The following is a 20,020-nucleotide window of genomic DNA, read 5'->3' on the forward strand; positions in this document are numbered from 1 at the left end:
CTCCAGCGCTCCCACATCAACGCCTTCTGGCTTTCCGAGTAATAGATCCGAGGTCGCTGTTTCATCTGCAACACCCCTTCTGCCCGCGTAGGCTCTAGTGTGTTGCATCCACCGGTTGAATCCACAGGCCTTTGCTGTCTCTACCTTCCCTTGCGAATCAACTATTTCGAGAGGGTCGCCCGTGAGGCCGTTTATATTTGTCACTGCTATTGCTTGACGCTAATAGATTTTGCTTGTTACCGCTGTAACCGGAATCTGACCAGACTCCGTTGTGGCAGATTTCTGCTGGGCGGGACGTCCTGCCTCGCGACTGCGACGGTTGAATTTTAAGCTATTAAAAGGCCAGCCCCCTGCGAGGCGAGGAGGCTAGCTAGCATTCATACATGGAACTCGCGAAGGTTTTCAATATAGGCCTTCGTGAGGTATCTCTCTGCAAAGTACCGAGGGATTTTGTATCGTTCCGCGATAGCGGAATATTCCAAATTTCCATGCTGGAGAATTGCAGCACGTTCCGCGTAAGGGAAGAGGAACTCCATTGCTGCGATTTCGGCAAGCAATTCCGCTTGAGCAGATGGTGGAACGGGACATTCAAGCTCAGTAATGCCGCCGTGGAAATTGATCAGATGATCTTCGAGAGAAGAGTTCCAGTCTTCTTCACAGTCCAAAATGATGTGAAAAAGCTCCTTGCACAGTACAAACCGCTTCCAACAATTGTTAAGATCGCTAAGGGTGCAGATTTCATAGCGGTCATCTTTTACAATTACAAAGCTCTGTACCAAGTGGTTAAGTGCAGAGTCAGAATGTACGTACCAATCAATATTCTTCGCGAGATACGTGCGGCACAACTCCAGAAGGTTATTTACGCTGCGCTTCGTCGCATCCGATCCAATGAACTTAAGTCGGTATGCTTCTTTAATTTCCTGAACTTTGCTGAGCGTATTGGTGAGTTTTTGTTTGTTGATCAGCATAAAAAACAGCCCCTTTCGGGGCTTAATTGTTAGGTGTCTAGTTGACCAGTCGATATTTTTGGTGCGAGATTTTGAATCAAGCCGCGGAAGGCAGTACTTCTTCCGAAAAGTCTGCTACTGCGGACTTTTCGCTGTGAAGATATTTTGTCAGAACGTCAACTACGTCGTTTTGAAGGACGCTATAAAGTGCGGATTTGGCTTCCGGTTTAAAAAAGAATTTGACGTCCCGCACCCCTAGTCCGTTTAGTTCTTTCTGTACTTGCTGCAGCTTCACGTTAGCGACCATCTCGACCTCCACAAATTAATCAACTATATAAACAGATAAAAGTGGCTTCTTTCTCCTTGTAGAAAGAAGCCACTGCTCCGCCCAGCGTCAGGCGGGGTGTCCCGAAATTTTGGCACTTGCTTTGCGACGAGTCGCCATAACACACTGCGAAATCGCCGTCAATACATACGCTTTTAGTATAAGGAAACCAAGAGGGGGTGTCAAACACGTTTTTCGCAGGGAGTCAATGCGTGTTCGCGCCCCCTTCTGCTCTTACATGTTTTTCCTACCAAGGAAGGGGGGCGAATAGAGAGGGGGGTACTAGATGTTGTAGTTTTTGGGTTGACGTTCAGAGTGCTTTGTTTTTGTCACCCCTGCGGCGTGAGTGGTGGCGGAGGCTTTGATGACCATAGCCACAGATCCTTGACGGGGCATTGCTCAGTGGCTGGACGACGCTGGACGCACCTCGACCGAACCCTACCCACCTCCGACCAGACATCGACCAGACAACAAAAAGGCCAACCCCTTCAGGTTGGCCTTTTTTCTTGCAGATCAACGACCTGCCGGAATCCGATGTGGAGCGGGCGATGGGAATCGAACCCACGGCATCAGCTTGGGAAGCTGAGGTATTACCATTATACGACGCCCGCTCGGGAGCCCAAGATTGTACGCATCGGCGCGGGCGAGGGCAACGGGGGGCGTGATAAACTCGCGCCCATGACTTCCGCGACCCATCCGGCCCCGGCAACCGGGGCGACCCTCTCCCTCACGATCAACGGCGAAGCGCGCACGCTGGCGGCGCCGGCCACGGTGGCGGGCCTGCTCGACGAGATGGGCCTTGCCGGCAAGCGGCTGGCGGTGGAGCGGAACGGCGAGATCGTGCCCAAGGGCCTGCACGCCAGCACCCCGCTTGCCGATGGCGACGCGCTGGAGATCGTGGTGGCGGTGGGGGGCGGTTAGCCCAGGGTTTGGCGGGCCGTGTGGCCCGCTGTCGTTTTTCACTCCGATTTGATGAGGCCGACGCTTCGATGGACGATTTGCTGACGATTGCAGGCAAGGGCTATGCCTCCCGGCTGCTGGTGGGCACCGGCAAGTACAAGGATTTCGCGCAGACCCGCGAGGCCGTGGACGCGAGCGGGGCCGAGATCGTCACGGTGGCGATCCGCCGCACCAACATCGGGCAGGATCCCAACGCCCCGAGCCTGCTCGACGCGCTGCCCCCTTCGCGTTTCACCTACCTGCCCAACACCGCGGGCTGCTATACCGCCGATGACGCGGTGCGCACCCTGCGCCTCGCCCGTGAGCTGCTGGACGACCACCGGTTGGTGAAGCTGGAGGTGCTGGGCGATCCGCACACCCTGTTCCCCAACATGCCCGAAACCCTCAAGGCCGCCCAGGTGCTGGTGAAGGAGGGCTTCGAGGTGATGGTTTACTGCTCCGACGACCCGATCCAGGCAAAGATGCTGGAAGACATCGGCTGCGTGGCGGTGATGCCGCTGGCCTCGCTGATCGGCTCCGGCATGGGCGTGCTCAACCCCTGGAACGTGCAGCTGGTGCGCGACGCGGTGAAGGTGCCGGTGCTGCTGGATGCGGGCGTGGGTACGGCGTCGGACGCCGCCATTGCCATGGAGCTGGGCTGCGACGGCGTGCTGATGAATACCGCCATCGCCCTGGCGCAAGATCCGGTGAAGATGGCCGGCGCCATGAAGAAGGGTGTCGAGGCGGGCCGCGAGGCTTTCCTGGCCGGGCGCATGCCCCGCAAGTTCTATACCGCCAGCCCCAGCTCGCCCACCACGGGGATGATCGGCAGCTGAAGCGGCAACACGATTGATCGACGGCGCGCTGCGGCGCGCCGTTTTCCTTGAATCAACCCCTGCAGATCGGGCTGAAGGTCGATCCGCAGGGTGCAATGAAAAGCCTTGACCGCCATGAGCGACGAACAGCAAGCCATCCAGTCCGACGACCAGCCGCAGGGCGGCGGCCGTCTGACGTCACAGTCCATCCGCAGCTTCGTGCTGCGCCAGGGCCGCATGTCGGATGCCCAGCATCGCTTCCTCGACGAGATGATGCCCAAGGTGGGCGTGCAGTACCGGCCCGAGCCCATCGACCTCGCCGACGTCTTCGGTCGCAAGGCGCCGCAGATCGTCGAGATCGGCTTCGGCATGGGCCAATCCACCGCGGCGATCGCCCAGGCCCGGCCGGGGGACGACTTCCTCGGCATCGAGGTGCACGCGCCCGGCGTGGGCAGCCTGTGCAAGTTGATCGACGAGGGCGGCATCGCCAACCTGCGCATCGTCCAGCACGACGCGGTCGAGGTGCTGCGCGACATGATCCCGGAGGGCTCGCTGGCCGGCGTGCACATCTATTTCCCCGACCCCTGGCCCAAGAAGCGCCACCACAAGCGCCGGCTGGTGCAGGGGCCGTTCGTGAAGCTGATCGCCAGCCGCCTCGCCCCCGGCGGCTACCTGCACTGCGCCACCGACTGGGAGGAATACGCCCAGCAGATGCTGGAGGTGCTCGGGGCCGAGCCGCTGCTCGCCAACACCGCCGACGGCTACGCGCCCAAGCCCGATTACCGCCCGCTCACCAAGTTCGAGAACCGCGGCATCAAGCTTGGCCACGGGGTGTGGGATCTGGTCTTCAAGCGGGTGTGACGATGGGGCTCAAGCGACTGCCGGCCGGCGCGTGGCTGATGGGCGTTCCGGGCCTCGCCTGCCTGATCGCGGGGTTGTTGCTGCTGGCGGGCTTTGGCGAGGGGCTGCATCCGCTGCTGCAGGAATCCGGCGCCGGGCTGGTGCTGGTTGTATCCGGCGTGGCGCTGGTGGGCAGCGCGGCGTTTCCGCTGGTGCTGGCGGAGCTTGCCGCGAAAGATGGTCAGGAGGGCTGAGGCCGCCCCGGCCGTCCGGTTTCAGTAGAGCTTCGGCTCGCCCGGCGGGCGGGTCTTGAAGCGGCGGTGCACCCAGTAGTACTGGGCCGGCATGGTGCGGATCTGGTCTTCGATGCAGGCGTTCATCCGGCGCACGTCGGCGTCCACGTCGGCGGTGGGGAAGTCGCTCCACGGCTCGCCCAGCTCCACCACGTAGCCCTGGCCGCCCGGCAGCATGCGGGTGAAGCAGGGCATCACCACCGCGCCGCCCAGCTTCGCGAGGCGCGGCAGGGCCGACAGGGTCGCCGCCGGCACCCCAAAAAAAGGCACGAAGATGGATTCGTGCGGCCCGTTGTCCATGTCCGGCAGGTAGTAGAACGGCCGGATCTCCTTCATCGCCTTGATCGACGCCCGCACGCTCTCGTCCCGGCGCAGGAGCTGCTGGCTGCCGAAGCGGCTGCGGCCGTGGTAAAGCCAGCGGTCGATCACCGGGTCTTTCTGGCGGGCGTAGATGCTCACGCAGTCGAAGGAGATGGCCATCCGGGTGCCGCCCAGGTCCAGCCCCAGGAAGTGGGGGGTGAGCAGGATCACCGGCTGGCGGGCTTCCACCAGCTGCTTCAGGCGATCTTCGCCGTCGATGCGAACCAGCTTGCGCAGGCGCGCTTCCGGGGCAAACCACGCCAGCCCCCGTTCGATCATGCTGCGCCCGGCCAGGGCGAAGTGCTCCTTCGCCAGCGCCTTGCGTTCGGTGTCGGAGAGCGCGGGAAAGCACAGCCGCAGGTTGGTGAGGGTGACCTTGCGGCGGGCCGGGATCAGCCAGTACAGCAGCCTGCCCAGACCGCGGCCGATGGGGGCCTGGACCGACAGCGGCAGCCAGTGGATCAGCCACAGCAGGGCGACGAGGATTCGACTCATGATGGGTTTGCGGCGGTGGTGGGGGCGGGGGCCGGAGGCCCGTCCTTCGGGCGCTTGTAGCGGTTGTAACCCCACAGGTATTGGGTGGGGTTCTCGCGGATCTGGGCTTCCATCTCGCGGTTGATGGCGGCGGCGCGGGCGTCGGTGTCGCCTTCGAGGGGGGCGAGCGGGGGGCGCAGGCGCAGGTGGAAGCCCTCGCCGCCGGGCAGGCGCTCGGCCCAGGCGAAGATGGTGGAGACGCCGGCGACCTCGGACAGTCGCGCCGCCAGCGTCATGGTGTAGGCGGGGCGGCCGAAGAAGGGCACCCAGGCGCCTTCGCCGGCGCCGGGCACCTGGTCGGGCAGCATGCCCACCGCCTCCCGGGCGCGCAGGGCCTTGATGAGCCGGCGCACGCCGCCCACGTCGGCCGGCGCCAGATGCATGTTGCCGCGGCTGCGGCCAGCGTTGATGACCGGCTGCAGCACGGCCTTCTTGGGCGCGCGGTAGAGCACGGTGATCGGCCGGTGGGTGGAGAAGTACTGGGCGGTGATCTCGAAGCAGCCCAGGTGCGGGGTGATGAAGAGGATGCCGCCGCCGCGGGCCTCGGCGGCCTCGACATGCTCCCAGCCGCTCACGCGGACGACCTTGGCGACCAGCTCGGCCTGGGGGCGCAGCAGCATCCAGGGCAACTCCAGCGCCTGCTTGCCGGTTTCGCCCACGGCACGGCGCCACACCCGGTCGGCCTCGGCCTTGCCCAGGGCGTGTTCGAGGTTGGCGCGCAGGCGCCGGCGGTAGGTGGGCGACAGGGCGTAGGTGACCCAGCCGGCAAACACGCCCAGCTTTTGCAGCGTGCCCAGGGGCAGGCTGGCGAGGAAGGAGAAGATCGACGACGCCATCGGCAGTGGAGGACGGGGGTGTAGGGAATCGGCTTAATTGACGGCCGGAGGCGCAAAGTTATAATTGTGATTCCGCCGAGTTAATCCGACAACTTGCAGGGCGGAGGAGGTGCACGGCAGTGCCGTGTCCCAGGCCAAAAAATACTGCTAAAGCGTCGCCGCTCAGACGAATCCCCAGAGACGGCAACGGCGCCAGTCCCGGGGATTTTGTTTTTTAGGAGTGCCTCATGGCCAAAGAATACCTGTTTACCTCGGAATCCGTCTCCGAAGGCCACCCCGACAAGGTTGCCGACCAGATATCCGACGCCGTCCTCGACGCCATCCTGGCCCAGGACCCGCGCGGCCGCGTAGCCTGCGAGACGCTGGTGTCCACCGGCCTCGTCGTGATCTCCGGCGAGATCACCACCAAGGCCGACATCAACTACATGGACATCGCCCGCGAGACGGTCAAGCGCATCGGCTACGACGATTCCGACATCGGCTTCGACTACAAGAGCTGCGCGGTGCTCACCGCGATCAACCGCCAGTCCTCCGACATCGCCCAGGGCGTGAACGAAGGCGAGGGCCTCGACCTCGACCAGGGGGCCGGCGACCAGGGCCTGATGTTCGGCTACGCCTGCAACGAGACGCCCAGCCTGATGCCCTTCCCGATCTACTACGCCCACCGCATCATGCAGCGCCAGGGCGAGGTGCGGAAGGACGGCCGCCTGCCGTGGCTGCGCCCGGACGCCAAGAGCCAGCTCACCGTGCGCTACGTGGATGGCAAGCCGGTGGCGATCGACACTGTGGTGGTGTCCACCCAGCACCATCCGGACAAATCCCACAAGGAGATCGAGGAGGCGGTGATCGAGGAGATCATCAAGCCGGTGCTGCCCAAGGAGATGCTCTCCGACAAGGTGCGCTACCTCATCAACCCCACCGGCCGCTTCGTGATCGGTGGCCCGAACGGCGACTGCGGCCTTACTGGCCGCAAGATCATCGTCGACACCTACGGCGGCGCGGCCCACCACGGCGGCGGTGCGTTCTCGGGTAAGGATCCGTCGAAGGTGGACCGTTCCGCCGCCTACGCCGGCCGCTACGTGGCGAAGAACATCGTCGCCGCCGGCCTGGCCGACCGCTGCGAGGTGCAGGTGGCTTACGCCATCGGCGTGGCCCAGCCGGTGAGCCTGATGGTCGAGACCTTCGGCACCGGCAAGGTGTCGGACGAGACCATCGTCGAGCTGGTGCGTCGCCACTTCGACCTGCGCCCGAAGGGCATCATCGCCAGCCTCGACCTGCTGCGCCCGATCTACTCGCGCACCGCCGCCTACGGCCACTTCGGCCGCGACGAGGTGGATTTCACCTGGGAAACCACCGACAAGGCCGCCGCCTTGCGCGCCGACGCCGGGCTGTAAGCCGGGCCGGTTTCCGGTTCAAACAACAAGGGCGACCCGCGGGTCGCCCTTGTTGTTTGCGGCGATGCCGCGCTTACTTGTCGGTGCGGATCGGGCTGTACTCCACCGGCACCCAGGCGTAGCCCTTGCCTTCGGTGCGCACATGGCCGATGCCGGGGAAGGGCAGGTGCATGCCGGAGACCAGCAGCTTCTCCTTGGCGGCCCAGGCGAACAGCTTCTTGCGGGCGGCGATGGCGGCCTTCTTGTCGGTGTCGAACTCGATGGCCACCTCCGGGCGGGCGAACTGAACCGCGTGGGCGTGCACCGCGTCGCCCAGGATGAGCAGGCGCTGGCCGCCGGACTCGACGAGGTAGCTGGTGTGGCCGGGGGTGTGGCCGTTGGAGGGCACGGCCTTCACGCCGCCGAAGTCGGCTTCGCCGGTGAAGGTCTTGTACTTGCCGATGGCCTGGTAGGGGGCCACGGACTTGCGGGCCAGCTCGAAGAAGGGCTTGAAATCCTTGGGCGCGCTGGCGGCGTTGGCTTCCGACAGCCAGAAGTCGCTTTCGGCCTTATCTACGTGGATCTCGGCGTTGGGGAACAGCGGCTTGCCTTCGGGGGTCAGGATGCCGGCCACGTGGTCGGCATGGAGGTGGGTGAGGAGCACCACGTCCACCTGTTCGGGGCTGTAGCCGGCGGCGCGGAGCTGGTCGCCGATGAAGCCGAGGGTGGGGCCGAAGGCCTTGGCGGCACCGGCGTCCACGAGGATCAGCTTGCCGCCGGCGTTGATGAGGTAGGCGTTGACGGCGGTCTGCACCTTTTCGCCGGCGATGAACTTGCTGGCGAGCAGCTTCTGCACGTCGGCCTTGCTGGCGCCGAGCAGCACGCTGGCGCCCAGATCGACGTAGCCGTCGTAGAGGGCGGTGATCTCGAGCTGGCCCAGGGCCATGCGGTAGTAGCCCGGCACCTGGGTGCCGACGGCGGGGGCTTCGGCGTGGGCGGGGGCGGCGAAGGGAAGGAGGCTGGCGCCCACGGCGATGGCCAGGGCGGTGAGGCTGCGTCGGATCATGGGGTGTTCTCCGGTGGATGGAGGACAGGAGAATACGACAATCTGCGCGGCGGCGGTGTCAGGGCGCGACGTGCACGGCCAGCCAGACGGTGTCCGGCCCGGTGGCGGCGACCCGGTGGCGGCAGCCGGCGGGGATCAGCAGCCAGTCGCCCGGGGCAAGCCGCTCGCGGCGGCCGTCGTCGAACTCGAGTTCGGCGCTGCCCTGGGCGAGCATCACCCACTCGTCGGCGGTCTGGTCGTACCAGAAGCCGGGCGGGCTGGCGTGGCGGTGGGAGACGATGCGCTCGATGCGCACCCGGGGGCTGACGAAGAGGGTCTCGAAGTGCTCGTCGGGGCCGGGCGGCGGGAGCGGCGAGAGGAGGTTGGGGGGGGACATCGGGGGAGAAAAAGTGGGCGCCGGGATCGGTCTCTGTGGGGTCTTGGGGGGTATTGTGTGATTTACCCCGGCGCGCCGAGTGCAGCTTGCTAGCCTGGGCCACCCTTGAGGGGCAGCCGTTTCAGACATTGGGCCATGCTACGGCAGTGCCGCCACGGCGCCAATTGTTTATTGCGATGCTCAGAATAGGCTGCGGCTATTCTGGCGGCGCCGTGGCCCGGCGCCGGCCGGAGGTCAGGGCAGGACGCGGTCGATGCGCAGCCGGATGCCGCTGGCGCCGGCCTTCACCGGGCCCGCTTCGCCGGCCAGATCGCCCGGTTGGGCGGTGGCGTCGCCGCGCTTGGAGACCCGGGCCTCGATGCGCAGCTCGCCGGCGGAGGAGAGCTTCAGCTCGGGGCTCATGGCCATGCTGTCGTCGAGGGTGAAATCCACCGGCAGATCGGCAACCCTGGCGCGGACCACGGCGAGGGGCATCCGCGGGCCCTGGGCGGCGCGGGCGAAGATGAAGACCACGTCGTCGAGGCCGGCCTTGGCCTTGAGTTCGGGCGCCAGCTCGACCTTGCCGCTGACCTTGCCCGCGCTGGCGGCCGACTTTCCGCCGGCGGGGGCGGCGCTCATCCGGCTGCGGGCGCTTTCGATGCCGGCGCTGAGGTTCTGGGCGTCCGGGGAGTCGGGCGGGACCATGGCGAGCAGCTTCTCCCAGTGCTTCACGGCGTCGGCGTATTGGGCCCGGGCATAGGCGTCGTAGCCGGCGAGGACCAGCGCCTGGGGGTTGTCGGGCTGATCGGCCAGCACTTTCTGGAGCAGCTGGCGGGCCTTGCCTTCGATCTTGCCGTCGTTGCGTTCGGCCGCGAGTTCGACGAGTTCCAGCATCAGCTCGGGGTCGCTCTCCATGGCGGCGCCGGCCTTCTCGAAGGCCTGGGCGGCGTCGTCGAAGCGGCCGAGGGCCTTGTAGCTGCGGCCCAGCATGGCCCAGCCCTGGGGGTTGTCCGGGTTCTTTTCGAGCCGCGCGGCGAGGGTGGCGACCATCTGCTCGACTTCGGCGGCGCTGGGGCCGGCGTTGTGGGCGGTGGCGGCCGGGTCGAGGGCGGCGGGGTTGCCGAAGACGAAGTAGAGGGCGACGGCGGCCAGGGGCAGGGTGAGGACCAGACCCAGGGCGGTGCGCGGCAGGCGACGGGGGGCGTCGGCGGGGGCGCTGTCGTCGGCCACGTCTTCGAGGACGCGTCGTTCGATCTCGCTGCGGGCGCTGGCGTAGTCGGCCTGGGAGAGGGCGCCGCTGGCCAGATCCCGGTCGAGTTCGGCGAGCTGGTCGCGGTAGATGGCGGTGTTGATGGCCTGGCGGGAGGCGTGGGCGGCGGGCTTGTGACGCAGCAGCGGCCAGCACAGTACGGCGAGGACGAGGGTGCCGAGCAGGCCGGCGGCGATCCAGAAGGCGGTCATGCGTCGTTTTTCGGGCGTTGGGGGGAGTGTGCACCGAGGAGGGCGTCGGCGGCGGCGCGCTGTTCGGCGGTGAGGTCGGGGGCGCTCACCCGGCCGGCTCGCCGGCGCAGGTAGGCGACGAGGCCGACGGCGCCGCCGGCCAGCAGGGCGAAGGGGCCGAACCACAGCAGCCAGGTGGTGGGCTTGACCGGTGGGCGGTAGAGCACGAAATCGCCGTAGCGGGCCACCAGGTAGTCGCGGATCTCGGCGTCGGACTTGCCCTGGTGGATGAGCTTGCGGACTTCCTCGCGCAGGTCGTTGGCGAGTTCGGCGCGGGAGGCGGCGAGGCTTTCGTTCTGGCAGACGAGGCAGCGGACTTCTTCGGAGTTTGTTACGTTCCGGTGCTCTCCCGCCGGGTCTTCGGCCTTGCCGGTGGCGTCGGCGGCGTGGAGGTGGAGGCTGGCGGCGAGGAGCAGGGCGGCCACGGGGGCGAGCAGGCGACGGGTCATGGCGGTCGTTACTCCGCGGCCAGCTGCTTCGCCAGCGGCAGGATCTTCTGGCTCAGGGCTTCGGGGGTGATCGGGCCGATCTGCTTGAAGCGGATCACGCCTTTCTTGTCGATCAGGTAGGTCTCGGGCACGCCATACACGCCGTAGTCGATGCCGACCCGGCCGTCCATGTCGAGCACCGACAGGCGGTAGGGGTTGCCGTGGCGGTCGAGCCAGGCGCCGGCCCGTTCGCGGGTGAGGGCAAGCTCCTGCCCGGGGGGCAGCTTCCTGGCGTCGAGGCTGCCGTCGCCGCGCACCTCCTTGTAGTTGAGGCCGACCACCGGGAGCTGACCCTCCTTGGCGAAGGCCACCAGCAGCGGGTGTTCGGCACGGCACGACACGCACCACGAGGCCCACACGTTGAGCAGCCACACCTGACCGCGCATGTCGGCGGGGGAGAACTCCTTGGCCGGATCGGCCAGGGTGGCGAGACGGAACTCGGGCGCCGGCTTGCCGACCAGCGGCGAGGGCACCTCGTGGGGGTCGCGGTTGAGGCCGATGGCGAGGAACACGACCAGCACCAGGAATATGCCGAGGGGGATCAGGAAGCGTTTCACGATGCGGCTCCGGGGGCGAGCTGGGTGGCGGCGCGGGTGGCGGATTTGAGCCGGTAGCGGCGGTCGCTGGCGGCGAAGAGGCCGCCCAGGGCCATCAGCACGGCGCCGGCCCAGATCCAGCTGACGAAGGGCTTGTAGTACACGCGCACGCTCCAGGCGCCGTCGCCGCCTTCGAGCGGGTCGCCCAGCGAGACGTAGATGTCGCGGGTGAGGCCGGGGTCGATGAAGGCTTCGGTCATGGGCATGGCGGAGGAGAGGTACTTGCGCTTCTCGGGGTGGAGCGGCATCAGCACCCGGCCGTCCTTGAGCAGCTCGAGATTGCCGCGGGCGGCGTTGTAGTTGGGGCCGGTCACGCCCTCCACGCCCAGGAAGCGGATGGTGTAGCCGCCGGCCGCCACGGTGTCGCCGGGGGCCATGCGCACGTCGCGCTCGGTTTCGTAGTGCTTGACCATCACGATGCCGACCACGGTGACGGCGATACCCACATGGGCCAGGTGCATGCCCCAGAAGGCCGGCGGCGGCATGCCGGACTTGGCCCTGGCGAGGATCTGCAGCACCGACGCGCCGACGATCCACATGGCGAGGCCGAGGCCCAGCGCAACGCCGGCAGACCATTCACCGGCCGCAAACGGGGCGCCGACGCCCACCAGCACCGCCAGCGCGAAGGCGGCGCGCAGGGGGCGGACGATGTCGGCGAGGCTGGCCTGCTTCCAGCGGGCCACCGGGCCGGCGGCCATCAGGAACAGCACCGGCACCATCAGCGGCGCGAACACCGCGTTGAAGTAGGGGGGGCCGACCGACAGCTTGCCCAGGTTGAGGGCGTCGATCACCAGCGGGTAGAGGGTGCCCAGCAGCACGGCGCCGGCGGCGCACAGCAGCAGCAGGTTGTTGATGAGGAGCAGGGTCTCCCGCGACACCAGCGCGAAGGCGCCGCCCAGGCTGACCTTGGGCGCCCGCCAGGCGAACAGGGTGAGGGAGGCGCCGACCACCACCGCCAGGAAGATCAGGATGAACACGCCGCGCTTGGGGTCGGACGCGAAGGCGTGCACCGAACTGAGCACCCCCGAGCGGACCAGGAAGGTGCCCAGCAGCGACAGGGAGAAGGCGCCGATGGCCAGCAGCACCGTCCAGTTCTTGAAGCTGCCGCGCTTCTCGGTGACGGCCAGGGAGTGGATCAGCGCGGTGCCCACCAGCCACGGCATGAAGGAGGCGTTCTCGACCGGATCCCAGAACCACCAGCCACCCCAGCCCAGCTCGTAGTAGGCCCAGATCGAGCCCAGGCCGATGCCCAGGGTGAGGAAAACCCACGCGGCGGTGGTCCACGGCCGCGACCAGCGGGCCCAGGCGGCATCCAGCCGGCCCGACAGCAGCGCGGCGATGGCGAAGGCGAAGGCCACCGAGAAGCCCACGTAGCCCATGTAGAGCATGGGCGGGTGGAAGATCAGGCCCGGGTCCTGGAGCAGCGGGTTGAGGTCGCGCCCGTCTTCGGCGCCGGGCAGGAGGCGCACGAAGGGGCTGGAGGTGGCCAGGATGAACAGGATGAAGCCGGCCGCCACGAGGCCCAGCACCCCCTGCACGCGGGCCACCATGTCGTCGGGCAGGCTGCGGGAGAAGGCCGCCACCGCCAGCCCCCACAGGGACAGCATCAGCACCCACAGCAGCAGCGAGCCCTCGTGGCCGCCCCACACGCCGGCGATGCGGTACTCCAGCGGCAGGCGCGAGTTGGAGTGCTGGGCCACGTAGAGCACCGAGAAGTCGTTGTCGATGAAGCTGGCGGTGAGGCAGCCGAAGGCCACCGCGATCAGCAGGAACAGGGTGGAGGCGGCCGGTCGGGCCAGCGCCACCCAGGCCGCCACGCCCCGCTGGGCGCCGACGAGGGGCAGGGTGCCCTGGACGAGGGCCACCAGCAGGGCCAGCACGAGGGCGAAGGTACCGATTTCGGGGATCATGGGTTTGCTCGCGCGAGGAGGTGGGGGGCAGGAGTGAGGCGTGAAGCGGTGGCCGAGTGAATCGGGAGGGCACGAGGCCCGTACTCGGCCTCCTCACTCATCTCTCTTCACGCCTCACTGTTTCAGGGTTCGGGAGGCTTCGTGGGCTTTATCCACCGCGGCCTGGGCCTCGGGCGGCATGTAGTTCTCGTCGTGCTTGGCCAGGACTTCGGTGGCGGTGAACTGCCCGTCCTGCCCTAACGAACCCTGGGCGACCACGCCTTTGCCCTCGGAGAACAGATCCGGCAGGATGCCCTTGTAGGTGACGGGGATTTCCTTGGCGGTGTCGGTGACCACGAAGCGCGCGGTGATGTCGGTGCGCTCCAGGCTGCCCTCCTTCACCAGCCCGCCGATGCGGAAGGCGCGGCCCTTGGGGGCCTCGCCCGCCGCCACCTGGGTGGGCGTGAAGAAGAACACCAGGTTGCTCTGGAAGGCGTTGAGGACCAGGGCGGCGGCGATGCCGAGGGCAGCCAGCCCGCCCACGACGATGGCGAAGCGTTTTTGACGTGGTTTCATGTCAGCCTTGATCGTTGCGGTCGGCGGCAAGTTCCCGGCGCAAGGTGCGGCGGGTGTCGGCAAGCCGTTTCCTGACCAGCAGGGTTTCCATCAGCAGGGCGGCGGCGGTCACGCCGAAGCTGCCCCACACGTAGAGGCCGTAGCCCCCCATTGCGAAGAATTCGCTGGCGCTGCCCCAGTTCATCGCTGCATCTCCGGCAGTTCGGCCACCCAGGTGGTGTGGCGTTCGCGTTCGAGGATGATCGCCCGCACCCGGTAGAGCGCGATGGCGATGCTGTACATCCAGAAGGCCAGCGCCATCAGCAGCATGCCCCACAGCATGGTGGTGGCCATCGACGGCGCCTTGGTGAGGGACACCGACGCGCCCTGGTGCAGGGTGTTCCACCACTTCACCGAGAAATAGATGATCGGCACATTGACCACGCCCACCAGCGCCACGATGGCGCCCGCCTTGTCGGCCCGGCGCGGGTCGTCGATGGCGGCGGTGAGGGCGATGTAGCCGATGTAGAGGAAGAACAGGATCAGCTCGGAGGTGAGGCGGGCGTCCCACACCCACCAGGTGCCCCACATGGGCTTGCCCCACAGGGCGCCGGTCCACAGCGAGATGAAGGCGAACAGCGCGCCGGTGGGGGCCAGGGCCGCGCTCATCATGCCCGACAGGCGGGTGTTGAAGGTGATGCCGATGGCCGCCCAGAAGGCCATCACGCAGTAGATGAACATGGACATCCACGAGGCCGGCACGTGGATGAAGATGATCCGGTAGCCCTCGCCCTGCTGGAAATCGGTGGGGGCGACGAAGAAGCTGAGCCACAGCCCGGCGGCGCAGAAGGCCGTGGCGAGGGCGGCAAACCACGGCCAGGCCTTGCCGGCGAGGGGGTAGAAGCTGGCCGGTGAGGCGAACTTGAACCAGTTGATGAGGCGCTGACTCATGGGACGAATCCGGTAAAGGGTGGGGCGGCGCTATTCGAGGGCGATGCGCAGGGCGGCGGTGGCGGCCCACGGGGCAAAGAACACGCCGAGCGCCAGGAGGGCGCCCAGCAGCGACAGGTGTCCGCCCACGCCGAGGCCGGCCATGTCGGCCTCCACCGCGCCGGCGCCGAAGATCAGGGCCGGAATATACAGGGGCAGCACCAGCAGCGACAGCAGCACGCCGCCGCCGCGCAGGCCCAGGGTGAGCGCCGCGCCGATCGCCCCGATGAGCGACAGCAGCGGGGTGCCCAGCAGCAGCGACAGCATCAGGATGCCCAGCGAGCGCATCGACAGATCGAACTGGATGCCCAGCACCGGCGCCAGCAGCACCAGCGGCAGCCCGGCGGTGAGCCAGTGGGCGAGGGTCTTGCCGGCCACCAGCAGGGCCAGCGGGGTGGGCGACAGAGCCATCTGCTCCAGGGTGCCGTCGGCGTGGTCGGCGGCGAACAGGCGGTTGAGGGACAGCATGGCCGCCAGCAGCGCCGCCACCCACAGCACGCCGGGGGCGATGCGGCGCAGCAGCGCGGTCTCGGGCCCGATGCCCAGCGGGAACAGGCTCACCACGATCATGAAGAAGAACAGCGCGGTGAGCACCTCGCTCTTGCGGCGGGCGGCCAGCAGCAGGTCGCGGCGGACGATGGCGAGGAAGGCGCTCATTGGCCCAGCCTCACGCTGGAGGGCGTGCCGCCCAGCTGCACGGCCTGGTGGCTGGTGAACAGCAGCAGGCCGCCGCGGGAGAGGTGCTCGTCGAGGATCTCGCAGAGCTGGGCGACGGCGGCCACGTCGAGGGCCACGAAGGGCTCGTCGAGGATCCACAGCCGGGCCTGGCTGCACAGCAGGCGGGCCAGCGCCACGCGGCGCTTCTGGCCCTGGGAGAGTACCCGGGTGGGGAGGTCTTCGCGGCCCTTCAGGCCGATCCGGCGCAGGGCGGTGAGGGCGGTGTGTTCGTCCAGCGGGCGGCCGGCGATGGCGGCGGCGCTCTGGAGGTTCTCGAGGGCGGAGAGGTCGTCCTTGATGGAGGGGGCGTGGCCCAGGTAGAGCAGGCGGGCGTGGTACTCGTCGCGCACCTCGGAGACCGGCCGGCCGTCCCAGTCGATGCGCCCGTCGGCCGCCGGGGCGAGCCCCGCGACGATGCGCAGCAGGCTCGTCTTGCCGGCCCCGTTGGGGCCCTCCACCTGCAGCCATTGGCCCGGGGCGAGGGCGAAGTCTACAGCGGAGAAAAGACGGCGGTCGCCGCGATCGCAGGCAAGACCGTGAGCAGTGAGCATCGGCGGGTACGCAAGTCGGAGTCGGCGCATTCTGCCCGACCGACCCCGACGGGTAAACCGCGCGGATCAAGGAATTGTTCCTGCCCGCCGGCGGCGCGCGCGCCGGCCCGCCGGGGTGGCCGCGGCGCAGGCGGCCGCGGGGTGCGGCCTCAGGCCCGGAACTGGGCGGCCAGGGCTTGCAGCTTGTCGGCCAGGCGGCCGATCTGGCGCGCTTCGGCGGCCGAATCGCGGGCGATGCCGGCGTCGGTCTCGGCGCTGCGGGCGACGGATTCCATCTGCTCGGCGATGTGGCGGGTGGCGGCGCTGCTCTCGGCGAGGCTCGCGCCGATCCGCTCCACCGCGTTGCCGGCTTCGATCACCGAGGCCTCTACCGACGCGGCCACCTCGCCGGCCTGCAGGGCGTTGCGGGCGCCGGCGCCCACCTCCCGGCTGCCGGCCGCCACGGCGCCGGCCACGAGGGTGCTGGTGTCCTGGATGCGCTTGACGACCTGGGCGATCTCCTGAGTGGAGCTGCCGGTGCGTTCGGCCAGCTTGCGCACCTCGTCGGCCACCACCGCGAAGCCGCGGCCCTGCTCGCCGGCGCGGGCCGCTTCGATGGCGGCGTTGAGGGCCAGCAGGTTGGTCTGGTCGGCAATGTCGTGGATGACCTGCACTACCCGGCCGATCTCGGCGGACATCCGGGCCAGCTCGACGATGCTCTCTTCGGTGTCGGCCACGACGCGGGCGGCGCCGTTGATGCTCTCGGCGGCGTTGCGGCTGATGGTGGCGCTGTTGCGGGTGCTGGCGATGGAGCTGCGGGCGGCGGCGAGGGCGTCGCCGGCCGTGTCGCTCATCGACGCGCTGCTGGCCGACAGGCGCTCGACGGTGTCGGCGATGCCGCACAGCACGCTGGACTGGGCGGCGGTGGCGTCCACCGTGGCCTCGCTCGCGCGGGCCAGCCGGGCGCTGGAGGTGGCCAGCTCGCGGGCGCTCTGCTGGATCAGGCTGATGGCTTCGTGGAGCCGGTTGCGGAGGATGGCGACGTGGGTGAGGATCTCGCCGATCTCGTCGGTGCTGCCCGGGCGGATCGCCATGGAGAGGTTGCCGCCGGCGACGGTGGCCACCATCGCCCGGGCCCGTGCGGCCTGCCGGGCGGTGCGGGCGAGCAGGCCGGCGCCAAGGAGGAGGCCCAGCAGCACGGCGCCCAGACCGAGCCCGAGGCTGCGCCGGATGCCGGCGTCGGAGGCCGCCTTGAGTTCGGCCAGGAGGCGCGGCGAGGCTTCGTCGAGGCGCTTGATCTCGGCCAGCAGGAGATCCCGCATCTCGCGCCACTTGGGCGTCTCGTCCTTGTTGAGGAGGGCCCGGGCCTCTTCGCCCCGGCCGTCCTTCACCAGCGCGAAGATCCGCTCGTGGATCTGCTTCTGGGTGTCGCGCAGGGTCTGGACGTGGGCGGGCAGGCCCGAGGCGAAGTGCTGCTCGTCGAGGCCGCGGGCCTTGCCGGCCACGTTGTCGAAGGCGTCGGCGGCCTTGGTGTAGTTGTCGTAGGCCTTGGGGTTGCCCGGGTCGAGCATGGCGTTGCGCAGGGCCTGGCCCATCTGCAGCCCCTGGGCGTACATGCTGTAGAACTCCACCCGCCGCGCCCCGTCGCGGGCGATGTGCTCCTGGTAGCGGGCCTCGATCTGGCGCGCCGAGCGCTGGCTGTCGGCGAGAGTGGCGCAGAGCAGGACCATCACGATGACCATCACCCCGAGCAGGCGGCGGCCGATGGGCATGTTGTCGATCCGGGCCACGCTGCGCTGGGCGAAGCCGGCCAGCCCCCGCCGGCGCACGCGGCCTTCGTGCAGGCGGATCGACGGGTCGAGCTTCATCTGCCGGTAGAGGGCTTCGGCGGCGCGCACCTCGTCGGCGCCGGGCTTGACCCGCACCGACATGAAGCCGCCTTCGGGCTTGGGCGTGACCGAGGCGCGCACCCAGTAGAAGTCGCCGTTCTTGCAGCGGTTCTTGACCAGGCCGGACCAGGGCCGGCCGCGCTTGAGGGTGGCCCACAGGTCGCGGAAGGCTTCGACCGGCATGTCCGGGTGGCGGACGATGTTGTGGGGCTGGCCCAGCAGCTCGTCGCTCGAGAAGCCGCTGACGGTGACGAAGTCGTCGTTGACGAAGTTGATCCGGCCCGCGTCGTCGGTGTGGGAAATGATGGCGACGTCGTCGCCGAAAGTGCGTTCGGTGGTGGTGGTCGGCTCGTTGCTGCGCATCTGCGTGCTCTCCCTGTCGCCGCGGTGGGCGCTGTCTCGTCCGACAGTTATTTCGGCGCGCCGGGGGAAAACCTCAGCGTTCGTAGGGTCTTTTTTTCAAGCGTGCGATGGCGGCAGGGGGCGCGGCCGGCGGTCAGTGGCGGGCGGCGCTGGCGTAGCCCTGGGGCAGGGCGGCGGCGGGGATGGCGGCCGTGGGCTGGGCGGTGTGCCGGTCGGCCTCCGCATCGCCGATCTCGAGGATCTCCAGCACCTGCCGGGCCAGGCTGCGGCAGGCGTTGCCGAGGTTGGAGGGCAGGCTGTCGGGGATCTGTTTCTGCAGCAGCAGCTTGGAGGCCGACAGGCTCGCCACCGGCTGCAGCAGGCGGTCGCGGTAGTCGCCCAGGAGCTGGGCCACGTTGCGGTCGGCGGCGTCCCGTTGCCAGGCGTTGGTGGGCCACTGGGAGGGCAGGCCGTAGGCGTGGGGGAAGGTCTGCAGGTCTGCCAGGGTGGTGCGCAGGTCTTCGTGGGAATCCCGGAAGGGCACGATCACGATGTCCGAGAGGCTGTCGAGCAGGCGGTCCACGTCGGCCCGGTTGCCACCGCCGTCGATCACGCCGACCCAGCCTTCCATGGTGCGCAGCTTGCCGACGATCTTGTGCAGAGCCTCCGGCGTGCGTCCGTCGGCGGTCACGTAGCGGCGTCCGTCGGGGGCCAGCGGCTCGCGATGGGTGTCGGTCAGCACGCAGGCCGAGCGCTGACCGAGCAGGCCCAGGCCCTGACACAGCATGTGGGACAGGGTCGTCTTGCCGGTGCCGCCCTTGTTGCCGATGACGCAGATGATGCGGGACATGGTGGAGATCCTCTCGCTGAACGCAAGGCGCGATGACGCCATTATTGCTGCCTTAACGGCCGGACGAGGGGCGGAATTGAGGGGGGATTCGACCGCTTATCGGCGATCAAAACCTTTTGACGCCAAGGGCTTGGGGGCGGGCTCAGGGCCGGCGGGCAGGTAGCAGTAGAGCCGCGTGCGGCGGCGGTCGGGCACCTCGATCACCTGCTCCGGTTCGACGCCCCCGACCGGAAAGCTGTTGCTCACCAGCAGCGCGCCGGGGCGCAGTTCGGCGCGGGCCTTGTCCCACACCGCGTTCATCGGCACCGGGGAGAGGAAGGCATACACCAGATCGTAGTCGCCCCAGGGCATCTTGAAGAAGTCGCCCCGGGCCAGCGCGATGTTGGGCTGGTGGCGGGCCAGCAGGCGCGACAGCAGGTAGGGCGCGGGGGCCGATTCGACGCCCTCGCAGCGGCAATCCGGCCGCAGCCGGGCCAGCGGGCGCAGCAGCGAGCCGGTGCCGCTGCCCAGATCGAGCACCGACGGCGGCCGATCCCGGCGCAGCAGGCCGGCCACCGCCTCGGCGGTGCGCGGGTTGGAGAGGAACAGCGGCACCTGGGTGCGGAAGCTGCTCCAGTAGATCGCCGCGAACACTGCGAAGGCCGCCAGATACCAGCCCGGGGCGATCTGCAGCGCCAGCGCACCGGCCACCACCGGCATGAAGCCCAGGTGGATCCAGCGCCACCAGCGGTCGCTGCGGAGCAGCGTGGCGATGCCCGCGGCGGCGATGGCCTGGACGGCCACCACCGGCCACGCCCCCGGCGGCAGCAGCCCGCCCCGTCCCGCCGCGTAGGCGACACCCACCCCGCCCAGCTGGGCCAGCAGGGCCTTGAGGGCGGGCGGCAGGGTGAAGGCAGACAGGCGGCGCATGGGCTGCAGTTTAGCGTGTTGCACACGATGGGCGTAGGCGCGAAAGACGGCGGAATGCCGATGGTATTCTGTCGTCCCTTTC

General features: G+C 68.1%; 23 protein-coding genes and 1 tRNA gene. 5 read left to right on the forward strand and 19 right to left on the reverse strand.

All coding sequences use genetic code 11. The features are described 5' to 3' along the window. Positions 1-377 precede the first annotated feature (377 nt). The 3 genes from ACE3N6_RS08015 to ACE3N6_RS08025 form a co-directional block, all read right to left on the reverse strand. Positions 378-968 carry an ImmA/IrrE family metallo-endopeptidase gene (locus tag ACE3N6_RS08015; protein WP_374244660.1) on the reverse strand — a complete coding sequence of 197 codons (591 nt, stop codon included), beginning with the start codon at positions 966-968 and terminating at the stop codon, positions 378-380. A gap of 76 nt (positions 969-1,044) precedes the next feature. Further along, on the reverse strand, positions 1,045-1,242 hold the full coding sequence (locus tag ACE3N6_RS08020; protein WP_374244661.1) for a hypothetical protein: 198 nt from the start codon (positions 1,240-1,242) through the stop codon (positions 1,045-1,047). Between the two features lie 567 nt (positions 1,243-1,809). Then, positions 1,810-1,883, reverse strand: a tRNA-Gly gene (locus ACE3N6_RS08025). A 67-nt stretch (positions 1,884-1,950) separates the two neighbouring features. Between ACE3N6_RS08025 and thiS the strand changes: the two genes are divergently transcribed. From thiS to ACE3N6_RS08045, 4 genes are all read left to right on the forward strand, one after another. Further along, positions 1,951-2,193, forward strand: coding sequence for a sulfur carrier protein ThiS (gene thiS / locus ACE3N6_RS08030; RefSeq protein WP_374244662.1), 243 nt, complete (start codon positions 1,951-1,953; stop codon positions 2,191-2,193). A gap of 68 nt (positions 2,194-2,261) precedes the next feature. Beyond that, on the forward strand, positions 2,262-3,047 hold the full coding sequence (locus ACE3N6_RS08035; protein WP_374244663.1) for a thiazole synthase: 786 nt from the start codon (positions 2,262-2,264) through the stop codon (positions 3,045-3,047). 114 nt (positions 3,048-3,161) lie between these two features. Then, positions 3,162-3,887: a tRNA (guanosine(46)-N7)-methyltransferase TrmB gene (gene trmB, locus ACE3N6_RS08040; RefSeq protein ID WP_374244664.1), complete on the forward strand. Its 726-nt coding sequence runs from the start codon at positions 3,162-3,164 to the stop codon at positions 3,885-3,887. 2 nt (positions 3,888-3,889) lie between these two features. Continuing rightward, entirely contained in the window at positions 3,890-4,120 is a 231-nt protein-coding gene (locus ACE3N6_RS08045) for a hypothetical protein (protein ID WP_374244665.1), read from the forward strand. A 21-nt stretch (positions 4,121-4,141) separates the two neighbouring features. Here the strand turns inward: ACE3N6_RS08045 and ACE3N6_RS08050 are convergent, their stop codons facing one another. Both ACE3N6_RS08050 and ACE3N6_RS08055 read right to left on the reverse strand, forming a co-directional pair. Continuing rightward, complete coding sequence (locus tag ACE3N6_RS08050; protein WP_374244666.1) at positions 4,142-5,014, reverse strand: lysophospholipid acyltransferase family protein; 873 nt, start codon at positions 5,012-5,014, stop codon at positions 4,142-4,144. After that, positions 5,011-5,889, reverse strand: a complete 879-nt coding sequence (locus tag ACE3N6_RS08055; protein WP_374244667.1) for a lysophospholipid acyltransferase family protein — start codon at positions 5,887-5,889, stop codon at positions 5,011-5,013. The genes ACE3N6_RS08050 and ACE3N6_RS08055 overlap by 4 nt, the downstream gene beginning before the upstream one ends. Before the next feature lie 227 nt (positions 5,890-6,116). Here ACE3N6_RS08055 and metK point away from each other — a divergent pair, with 227 nt between their 5' ends. Then, complete coding sequence (gene metK / locus ACE3N6_RS08060; protein ID WP_374244668.1) at positions 6,117-7,283, forward strand: methionine adenosyltransferase; 1,167 nt, start codon at positions 6,117-6,119, stop codon at positions 7,281-7,283. Between the two features lie 73 nt (positions 7,284-7,356). On the opposite strand, the gene ACE3N6_RS08065 is transcribed toward metK, so the two are convergent. The 14 genes from ACE3N6_RS08065 to ACE3N6_RS08130 all read right to left on the reverse strand — a co-directional run bounded on the left by ACE3N6_RS08065 (position 7,357) and on the right by ACE3N6_RS08130 (position 19,938). Then, positions 7,357-8,328: an MBL fold metallo-hydrolase gene (locus ACE3N6_RS08065; protein WP_374244669.1), complete on the reverse strand. Its 972-nt coding sequence runs from the start codon at positions 8,326-8,328 to the stop codon at positions 7,357-7,359. A 58-nt stretch (positions 8,329-8,386) separates the two neighbouring features. Continuing rightward, positions 8,387-8,704 (reverse strand): cupin domain-containing protein, encoded by a 318-nt coding sequence (locus ACE3N6_RS08070; protein ID WP_374244670.1) that lies wholly within the window; start codon positions 8,702-8,704, stop codon positions 8,387-8,389. Between the two features lie 234 nt (positions 8,705-8,938). Further along, entirely contained in the window at positions 8,939-10,144 is a 1,206-nt protein-coding gene (gene ccmI, locus ACE3N6_RS08075) for a c-type cytochrome biogenesis protein CcmI (RefSeq protein WP_374244671.1), read from the reverse strand. Next, positions 10,141-10,632, reverse strand: coding sequence for a cytochrome c-type biogenesis protein (locus ACE3N6_RS08080; RefSeq protein WP_374244672.1), 492 nt, complete (start codon positions 10,630-10,632; stop codon positions 10,141-10,143). Before ACE3N6_RS08080 ends, ccmI begins: the two co-directional genes overlap by 4 nt. An 8-nt stretch (positions 10,633-10,640) precedes the next feature. Continuing rightward, positions 10,641-11,231 carry a DsbE family thiol:disulfide interchange protein gene (locus ACE3N6_RS08085; protein WP_374244712.1) on the reverse strand — a complete coding sequence of 197 codons (591 nt, stop codon included), beginning with the start codon at positions 11,229-11,231 and terminating at the stop codon, positions 10,641-10,643. Continuing rightward, positions 11,225-13,177: a heme lyase CcmF/NrfE family subunit gene (locus ACE3N6_RS08090; RefSeq protein WP_374244673.1), complete on the reverse strand. Its 1,953-nt coding sequence runs from the start codon at positions 13,175-13,177 to the stop codon at positions 11,225-11,227. Before ACE3N6_RS08090 ends, ACE3N6_RS08085 begins: the two co-directional genes overlap by 7 nt. 114 nt (positions 13,178-13,291) lie before the next feature. Further along, positions 13,292-13,732 (reverse strand): cytochrome c maturation protein CcmE, encoded by a 441-nt coding sequence (ccmE, locus tag ACE3N6_RS08095; RefSeq protein ID WP_374244674.1) that lies wholly within the window; start codon positions 13,730-13,732, stop codon positions 13,292-13,294. Between the two features lies 1 nt (position 13,733). Further along, entirely contained in the window at positions 13,734-13,916 is a 183-nt protein-coding gene (gene ccmD / locus ACE3N6_RS08100; RefSeq protein ID WP_374244675.1) for a heme exporter protein CcmD, read from the reverse strand. Continuing rightward, entirely contained in the window at positions 13,913-14,662 is a 750-nt protein-coding gene (ccmC, locus tag ACE3N6_RS08105; RefSeq protein WP_374244676.1) for a heme ABC transporter permease CcmC, read from the reverse strand. The genes ccmD and ccmC overlap by 4 nt, the downstream gene beginning before the upstream one ends. Before the next feature lie 30 nt (positions 14,663-14,692). After that, entirely contained in the window at positions 14,693-15,358 is a 666-nt protein-coding gene (ccmB, locus tag ACE3N6_RS08110; RefSeq protein ID WP_374244677.1) for a heme exporter protein CcmB, read from the reverse strand. After that, positions 15,355-15,969 carry a cytochrome c biogenesis heme-transporting ATPase CcmA gene (ccmA, locus tag ACE3N6_RS08115; RefSeq protein ID WP_374244678.1) on the reverse strand — a complete coding sequence of 205 codons (615 nt, stop codon included), beginning with the start codon at positions 15,967-15,969 and terminating at the stop codon, positions 15,355-15,357. The genes ccmB and ccmA overlap by 4 nt, the downstream gene beginning before the upstream one ends. 149 nt (positions 15,970-16,118) lie before the next feature. Next, positions 16,119-18,200 carry a PAS domain-containing methyl-accepting chemotaxis protein gene (locus ACE3N6_RS08120; RefSeq protein ID WP_374244679.1) on the reverse strand — a complete coding sequence of 694 codons (2,082 nt, stop codon included), beginning with the start codon at positions 18,198-18,200 and terminating at the stop codon, positions 16,119-16,121. Between the two features lie 133 nt (positions 18,201-18,333). Next, positions 18,334-19,029 carry a hypothetical protein gene (locus ACE3N6_RS08125; protein ID WP_374244680.1) on the reverse strand — a complete coding sequence of 232 codons (696 nt, stop codon included), beginning with the start codon at positions 19,027-19,029 and terminating at the stop codon, positions 18,334-18,336. A gap of 96 nt (positions 19,030-19,125) precedes the next feature. Then, positions 19,126-19,938, reverse strand: a complete 813-nt coding sequence (locus ACE3N6_RS08130) for a trans-aconitate 2-methyltransferase (RefSeq protein WP_374244681.1) — start codon at positions 19,936-19,938, stop codon at positions 19,126-19,128. Positions 19,939-20,020: the final 82 nt, after the last annotated feature.

It is taken from the genome of Zoogloea sp. (assembly GCF_041904905.1).
In the GTDB taxonomy this organism is placed as follows: Bacteria; Pseudomonadota; Gammaproteobacteria; order Burkholderiales; family Rhodocyclaceae; genus Zoogloea.

Bases quoted from the DNA above. Each gene is read 5' to 3' on its own strand.
- ACE3N6_RS08050 (WP_374244666.1), bottom strand. From the start codon at position 5,014: ATGAGTCGAATCCTCGTCGCCCTGCTGTGGCTGATCCACTGGCTGCCG.
- ACE3N6_RS08130 (WP_374244681.1), bottom strand. From the start codon at position 19,938: ATGCGCCGCCTGTCTGCCTTCACCCTGCCGCCCGCCCTCAAGGCCCTG.
- ACE3N6_RS08120 (WP_374244679.1), bottom strand. From the start codon at position 18,200: ATGCGCAGCAACGAGCCGACCACCACCACCGAACGCACTTTCGGCGAC.
- ACE3N6_RS08065 (WP_374244669.1), bottom strand. From the start codon at position 8,328: ATGATCCGACGCAGCCTCACCGCCCTGGCCATCGCCGTGGGCGCCAGC.
- ACE3N6_RS08055 (WP_374244667.1), bottom strand. From the start codon at position 5,889: ATGGCGTCGTCGATCTTCTCCTTCCTCGCCAGCCTGCCCCTGGGCACG.
- trmB (WP_374244664.1), top strand. From the start codon at position 3,162: ATGAGCGACGAACAGCAAGCCATCCAGTCCGACGACCAGCCGCAGGGC.
- ccmI (WP_374244671.1), bottom strand. From the start codon at position 10,144: ATGACCGCCTTCTGGATCGCCGCCGGCCTGCTCGGCACCCTCGTCCTC.
- ccmC (WP_374244676.1), bottom strand. From the start codon at position 14,662: ATGAGTCAGCGCCTCATCAACTGGTTCAAGTTCGCCTCACCGGCCAGC.
- ccmE (WP_374244674.1), bottom strand. From the start codon at position 13,732: ATGAAACCACGTCAAAAACGCTTCGCCATCGTCGTGGGCGGGCTGGCT.
- thiS (WP_374244662.1), top strand. From the start codon at position 1,951: ATGACTTCCGCGACCCATCCGGCCCCGGCAACCGGGGCGACCCTCTCC.
- ACE3N6_RS08125 (WP_374244680.1), bottom strand. From the start codon at position 19,029: ATGTCCCGCATCATCTGCGTCATCGGCAACAAGGGCGGCACCGGCAAG.
- ACE3N6_RS08070 (WP_374244670.1), bottom strand. From the start codon at position 8,704: ATGTCCCCCCCCAACCTCCTCTCGCCGCTCCCGCCGCCCGGCCCCGAC.
- ccmA (WP_374244678.1), bottom strand. From the start codon at position 15,969: ATGCTCACTGCTCACGGTCTTGCCTGCGATCGCGGCGACCGCCGTCTT.
- ACE3N6_RS08035 (WP_374244663.1), top strand. From the start codon at position 2,262: ATGGACGATTTGCTGACGATTGCAGGCAAGGGCTATGCCTCCCGGCTG.
- ccmB (WP_374244677.1), bottom strand. From the start codon at position 15,358: ATGAGCGCCTTCCTCGCCATCGTCCGCCGCGACCTGCTGCTGGCCGCC.
- ACE3N6_RS08015 (WP_374244660.1), bottom strand. From the start codon at position 968: ATGCTGATCAACAAACAAAAACTCACCAATACGCTCAGCAAAGTTCAG.
- ccmD (WP_374244675.1), bottom strand. From the start codon at position 13,916: ATGAACTGGGGCAGCGCCAGCGAATTCTTCGCAATGGGGGGCTACGGC.
- ACE3N6_RS08090 (WP_374244673.1), bottom strand. From the start codon at position 13,177: ATGATCCCCGAAATCGGTACCTTCGCCCTCGTGCTGGCCCTGCTGGTG.
- ACE3N6_RS08045 (WP_374244665.1), top strand. From the start codon at position 3,890: ATGGGGCTCAAGCGACTGCCGGCCGGCGCGTGGCTGATGGGCGTTCCG.
- ACE3N6_RS08080 (WP_374244672.1), bottom strand. From the start codon at position 10,632: ATGACCCGTCGCCTGCTCGCCCCCGTGGCCGCCCTGCTCCTCGCCGCC.
- metK (WP_374244668.1), top strand. From the start codon at position 6,117: ATGGCCAAAGAATACCTGTTTACCTCGGAATCCGTCTCCGAAGGCCAC.